Source organism: Streptomyces sp. SID486, assembly GCF_009865385.1.
GTDB lineage: Bacteria > Actinomycetota > Actinomycetes > Streptomycetales > Streptomycetaceae > Streptomyces.
In genome coordinates, this window is sequence record NZ_WWJT01000227.1 from 1 (window position 1) to 6,133 (window position 6,133).

Genomic DNA, 6,133 nt, shown 5'->3' on the forward strand with positions numbered 1-6,133 from the left:
CTCCCTCCCCCTCCCTGTCCCCCTCTGCGCTCCTTCCCCCCGGCGCCGGGGGGCCCGGCGCCGAGGTCCGGTCCCTCTCGGTGCGCCGTGACCGGATCCAGGCGCTGTGCCAGGTGGACCTGACCGTGGTGCCGGGCGAGACCGTCGCGCTCATGGGCCGCAACGGCGCCGGCAAGTCCACACTGCTCGGTGCGCTCGTCGGACTGGTGGAGCCGTCGGCCGGGACGGTCCTGGCCGGCGGGCTGGTACCGCACCGCACGCCGCCCAGGGACCTCCTGCGTCAGGTCGGTCTCGTCCCCCAGGACCCCCGCGACCTGCTGTACGCCGACACGGTCGCCGCCGAGTGCGCCGCCGCCGACCGGGACGCGGGCGCCGCGCCCGGCACCTGCCGGGCCCTGGTGTCCGGACTCCTGCCGGACATCGCGGACGGCACCCACCCGCGGGACCTGTCCGAGGGCCAGTGCCTGGCACTCGCGCTGGCCGTGATCCTGACCGCCCGTCCTCCCCTGCTCCTGCTGGACGAGCCGACCCGTGGCCTGGACTACGCGGCCAAGGGCCGCCTGGTCACCGTCCTGCGGGAACTGGCGGCCGAGGGGCACGCGATCGTGCTGGCCACGCATGACGTGGAGCTGGCCGCCGAGCTGGCGCACCGGGTGGTGCTGCTCGCCGACGGCGAGGTGATCGCCGACGGCCCGACGGACGACATCGTGGTGTCCTCGCCCTCCTTCGCGCCGCAGGTGACGAAGATCCTGGCCCCGCAGCGGTGGCTGACCGTGACCGAGGTGCGGGAGGCGCTGGCATGAGCCGCACCGCACGGGTCCGGGCCGTCCGGCTCGGCCCCCGCTCGCTCGCCGCGCTGGCGCTGACCAGCGCGGTGGGCGTCGTCGCCTTCTGCTGGCCCTTCCTCGCCCCGCCGTCCTCGCAGCTCAGCGCCCACGCCCAGGACGCGCCCTGGCTCTTCGCCGGTCTGCTGGTGCTGCTGGTGGCGGTCGTGGCGGCGACGATCTCGGAGTCGGCGCTCGGTCCCAAGGCCGTGGCCATGCTGGGCGTGCTGGCGGCGACCGGGGCGGCGCTGCGGCCGATCGGAGCGGGCACGGCGGGCATCGAGCCGATGTTCTTCCTGATGGTGCTCAGCGGGCGGGTGCTGGGCCCCGGCTTCGGGTTCGCGCTGGGCTCGGTGACGATGTTCGCGTCGGCGCTGCTCACGGGCGGGGTGGGGCCGTGGCTGCCGTTCCAGATGCTGTCGATGGGCTGGTTCGCCATGGGCGCCGGGCTGCTGCCGGGCGGCGGGGCGGGCACCGCCGCCCACGCCGGGTCGCGTCCTAGGAAGAGGGCGCGCGGCCGGGCCGAGCTGCTGATGCTCGCCTGCTACGGCTTTCTCGCGGCCTTCGCCTACGGCACGGTCATGAACCTGGCCGGCTGGCCCTTCCTGGCCGCCGCGGCCTCGAACATCTCCTTCGACGCCGCAGCCCCGGTCGGCACCAACCTGGCCCGCTTCGTCGCGTACTGCGCGGCCACCTCGCTCGGGTGGGACCTGGGCCGGGCCCTCTGCACCGTCGTGCTGACCCTGGCTCTCGGCCCGGCGGTGCTGCGGGCCCTGCGCCGGGCCACGCGCCGGGCCGCTTTCGAGACCGCGGTCACATTCGACGGTCCCGCCGGGTGACGCCCCGCTCGCACGGTGTGAGCGGGCCGGTGAAGCACCCCACATGACGCACGTCACCTACGACGGAGGGCCGTAGCCGTCGCTGTCCGATTTATCCCGTCCTGCACTCCTTCTGACCTGCGGATTGAGACCCACGCCACAGAGCGGACATTCCTCGCCGATCCGGCCACAACTAGTAAAGGGGGTCATTGCGGACACCTGTCGGGCCTGCTTATCTGGACGACGTCGCCAGGCGCCGACGCCCACCCGGGTCGCGGCGCCGACGCATGCGGCCACAGCGCGTGGCCCGTCCCATGCGGGCGATCCCCCGTCCCCGACGCAAGAGGTTCTCCGTGTCCGTCTCCTTCATCCGCCGCATCGCTTCCCCGAAGAAGGCCCTCACCACCGCCGCCGTGGCCGCCGCCACCGCCGGCATGGCTCTGACCGCGGCGCCCGCCCAGGCCGCCACCACGTCGGCCTCCTCCGCTCAGGCGATCGCGCACAAGATGATCCCGGACGCCGCGCAGTTCAGCGCCTTCAGCAAGATCGTCGCGCACGAGAGCGGCTGGAACCCGGCCGCCACCAACAGCTCCTCCGGCGCCTACGGCCTGGTCCAGGCCCTGCCGGGCTCCAAGATGTCCTCCGCCGGCTCCGACTGGAAGACCAACCCGGCCACCCAGATCAAGTGGGGCCTGGACTACATGAACTCCCGCTACGGCAGCCCGACCAAGGCCTGGAGCTTCTGGCAGGCCAACGGCTGGTACTGAGCCACCACCCCCCAGCACAGCGATCCGCACCCCCGCCCCTCGGGCGGGGGTGCGTTTCCCTGTCCGGGCAGGTGCCCCTCCCTGTCCGGGCAGGTGCGCCTCCCTGTCCGGGCGGGTGCGTCTCCCTGTCCGGGCGGGTGCGTCTCCCTGTCCGGGCAGGTGCGCCTCCCTGTCGGGGCGATGGGCCGACCGGGGTGCTTTTCCGCCGCGTCACCCCTGATGCGGGCGGATGTCCGGGCGTCCCCCGGCAGCGGGTGAAAGCGTCCCGGCATCTTCTTCTGCCCCTTCGGAGGAGCGATGACGACGCCGACGCCACCGGCGCGGGACCCGGAGACGCGCGGGCTGCGGCTGGTGACCGTGCTGCTGACGCTGACCGTGGTCAGCGGCCTGATCGACGCCGTCGGCTATCTGGGGCTCGGCCGGGTCTTCACCGCCAACATGACCGGCAACGTCGTCGTCCTGGGCTTCGCCGCGGCCGGGGCTCCCGGCTTCTCCGTGTCCCACACGGCCGCGTCCCTGGCCTGCTTCCTGCTGGGCGCGGTGACCGGCGGCCGGGTGGCGGCCCGCCGCGGCCGGGGCTCCCGGCGCGGGTGGGCCCGGCTCACCCTGGCGGCGGAGGCGGTGCTGGTCGGCGCGTCCGCGGCCGTGGCCTTCGCCTGGCCGGACGCCGAAGGCACCCGGTACGCCCTGATCGCCCTTACGGCCCTCGCGATGGGCCTGCGCAACGCCACGGTCCGCAAACTGGGCGTGCCCGACCTCACCACGACGGTCCTGACCATGACCCTGACCGCCCTGGCCTCCGAGTCCCGCCTCGGCGACGGCACGGGCCACCGCTCCCCGCGCCGTACCGCGTCCGCGTTCGCCATGGCGGGCGGCGCCTGCCTGGGCGCATGGCTGGTGCTGCACCACGGCCTGGGCATCCCGCTGCTGATCGCGGCGCTGGCCTCGGCCGTCCTGGCGCTGGTGGCCTCGGGCCGGGAGTGAGCGGCGCCGCGGCTCAGTCGGCGACCACCCTCAGCTCCTTCACCCCGTTGATCCAGGCCGAGCGCAGCCGGCGCGGGTCGCCCGCCAGGCGCAGGCCGGGCAGCGCGTCGGCCAGCGCGTCGAAGATGAGGTCGATCTCCAGGACGGCCAGCGACTTGCCGAGGCAGAAGTGGGGACCGCCGCCGCCGAAGCCCAGGTGGGGGTTGGGATCGCGGGTGATGTCGAAGGTGTCGGGGTCGGTGAAGACCTCGGGGTCGTGGTTGGCGGAGGCGTAGAACAGGCCGACCCGGTCGCCCTTCCTGATCAGCACGCCGCCCAGCTCCGTGTCCTGGGTCGCCGTGCGCTGGAAGGCGTTGACCGGAGTGGCCCAGCGGACGATCTCCTCGGCCGTGGTCGAGGGGCGCTCACGCGTGAAGAGGTCCCACTGCCCGGGGTGGGTGAGGAAGGCGTGCATGCCGTGGGTGATGGCGTTGCGGGTCGTCTCGTTGCCGGCCACCGACAGCATGAGCACGAAGAAGCCGAACTCGTCGGAGTTCAGGTTGCCCTCGTCCTCCGCGGCCACCAGGGTCGTCACGATGTCCTGCGCCGGGCAGCGCTTGCGCTCGGCGGCCATGTTCATCGAGTAGGCGATGATCTCGGCGGCCGACCGCGCGCCGACCTCCTCCGTGATGGCGTACTCGGGGTCGTCGTACGCGATCATCCTGTTGGACCAGTCGAAGATCCTGGACCGGTCCTCCTGCGGGACCCCGATCAGTTCGGCGATGGCCTGCAGGGGCAGTTCACAGGCGATCTCGGTGACGAAGTCGAAGGGCCCGGAGCGGGCGCGGGCGGCGGCGACGATCGCCTCGGCGCGGGCGCGCAGCCGGTCCTCCAGCGCACGGATCGAGCGTGGCGTGAACCCGCGCTGCACTATCTGGCGCACCCGCGTATGTTCCGGTGGATCCATGTTGAGCAGGATCAGCCGCTGGGCGTCGATCGCGTCGCGCTGGATGTGCTCGTTGAAGCGGATGATCGCGGTGTTGAGGTAGGAGGAGAAGAGCTCCGGGTGGGTGGAGACGTGCTTGACGTCGGCGTGCCGGGTGACGGCCCAGTAGCCGGCGTCGGCGAAGCCCGCGGCACCGTGCGGCTGCGGGATCCAGCGGACCGGTTCGGTACGCCGCAGCTGGGCGAACTCCGGGAGGGGCACGCGGTGGTGCAGCAGGTCGGGGTCGGTGAGGTCGAACCCGTCGGGCAGCGCTGGACAGGGCATCGGCGACTCCAGCCATCTGACGGACCATCAGCGGGTGCCGTGAAGGTAGTAACCGGTTCTACAAGTAGCAAGGGCCAGGGCATCGCCAATCCGTGGGGAAGTGGCGCCGAACGCACCCCCGGCACCTGCAAGACCCTTGCGGTGATGGACGTCACGTCAGCAGACTGCTGGACAGAACTAGAACGCGTACTAGTTCTGGAGGAGAGCCCTCTCGGAGAGGACCCGCACCCATGGCCGCCGAACCCGTGATCGTCGAAGCCGTCCGCACCCCGATCGGCAAGCGCGGCGGCGCGCTCGCCAACCTGCACCCCGCCTATCTGCTGGGCGAGACCTACCGTGAACTCCTCGGCCGCACCGGCATCCCCGCCGACGCGGTCGAGCAGATCGTCGGCGGCACGGTGACACACGCCGGCGAGCAGTCCATGAACCCCGCGCGCACGGCCTGGCTGACCATGGGCCTCCCCTACGAGACGGCCGCCACGACCGTCGACTGCCAGTGCGGCTCCTCCCAGCAGGCCGCGCACATGGTGGCCAACATGGTCGCCGCGGGCGTGATCGACGTCGGCATCAGCTGCGGAGTCGAGGCCATGTCGCGGGTCCCGCTGGGTTCCGGCTCCAAGCACGGCCCGGGCAAGCCGTTCCCGGACGAGTGGAACGTCGACCTGCCCAACCAGTTCGAGGCGGCCGAGCGGATCGCCCGGCACCGGGGCCTGACCCGCGAGGACGTCGACGCGCTCGGCCTGCGCTCACAGGAGCGGGCCGCCCACGCCTGGGCGGAGGAACGTTTCAAGCGGGAGACCTTCGCCGTGCAGGTGCCCACCACGGAGGACGAGCAGCACGCCGGGCAGGGCATGTGGCGCCTGGTCGACCGGGACGAGGGCCTGCGCGACACGTCACCGGAGGCACTGGCCGGCCTCAAGGCGGTGATGCCCAAGGCGATCCACACCGCCGGCAACTCGTCCCAGATCTCCGACGGCGCGGCGGCGATCATGTGGGCGTCGAAGCGGATGGCTCGCGCCCTGAAGCTGAAGCCCAGGGCGCGGATCGTCGCCCAGGCGCTGGTCGGCGCCGACCCGCACTTCCATCTCGACGGGCCCGTGGACGCGACGCGCGCGGTGCTGGGCAAGGCGGGGATGTCCCTGAAGGACATCGACCTCGTGGAGATCAACGAGGCGTTCGCGTCGGTGGTGCTGAGCTGGGCCCAGGTCTTCGAGCAGGACCTGGACAAGGTCAACGTGAACGGCGGTGCGATCGCACTGGGCCACCCGGTGGGGGCGACAGGCGGCCGCCTGATCACCACGGCCTTGCACGAACTGGAGCGCGCCGACAAGGAGTTCGCCCTCATCACGATGTGCGCGGGCGGCGCACTGGCGACCGGCACGATCATTCAACGGCTGTAGCGGAGGTCCGGCCCGGCGAGCGGATGGAGCCGGCGGGGCCGGCGGGGCCGGCGGGGCCGGCGGGGCCGGCGGGGCCGGCGGGGCCGGCGGG

At 72.8% G+C, this 6,133-nt stretch carries 6 protein-coding genes; 5 read left to right on the plus strand and 1 reads right to left on the minus strand.

Annotated features, from left to right (window positions below):
• The 4 genes from GT045_RS11870 to GT045_RS11885 all read left to right on the plus strand — a co-directional run.
• On the plus strand, positions 1–803 hold an 803-nt coding region (locus GT045_RS11870; RefSeq protein ID WP_237538530.1), incomplete at its 5' end, for an ATP-binding cassette domain-containing protein.
• A complete protein-coding gene (locus GT045_RS11875; protein WP_161334129.1) occupies positions 800–1,663 on the plus strand; it encodes an ECF transporter S component in 864 nt (287 codons plus the stop codon). The genes GT045_RS11870 and GT045_RS11875, both read left to right, overlap by 4 nt.
• Before the next feature lie 332 nt (positions 1,664–1,995).
• Positions 1,996–2,409 (plus strand): transglycosylase SLT domain-containing protein, encoded by a 414-nt coding sequence (locus GT045_RS11880; RefSeq protein WP_161288422.1) that lies wholly within the window; start codon positions 1,996–1,998, stop codon positions 2,407–2,409.
• Between the two features lie 297 nt (positions 2,410–2,706).
• Positions 2,707–3,393, plus strand: coding sequence for a YoaK family protein (locus GT045_RS11885; protein ID WP_161288420.1), 687 nt, complete (start codon positions 2,707–2,709; stop codon positions 3,391–3,393).
• 13 nt (positions 3,394–3,406) lie between these two features.
• On the opposite strand, the gene GT045_RS11890 is transcribed toward GT045_RS11885, so the two are convergent.
• Positions 3,407–4,642, minus strand: coding sequence for a cytochrome P450 (locus tag GT045_RS11890; RefSeq protein WP_161288418.1), 1,236 nt, complete (start codon positions 4,640–4,642; stop codon positions 3,407–3,409).
• Between the two features lie 230 nt (positions 4,643–4,872).
• Between GT045_RS11890 and GT045_RS11895 the strand changes: the two genes are divergently transcribed.
• Positions 4,873–6,042 carry a steroid 3-ketoacyl-CoA thiolase gene (locus GT045_RS11895; RefSeq protein ID WP_161334130.1) on the plus strand — a complete coding sequence of 390 codons (1,170 nt, stop codon included), beginning with the start codon at positions 4,873–4,875 and terminating at the stop codon, positions 6,040–6,042.
• Positions 6,043–6,133: the final 91 nt, after the last annotated feature.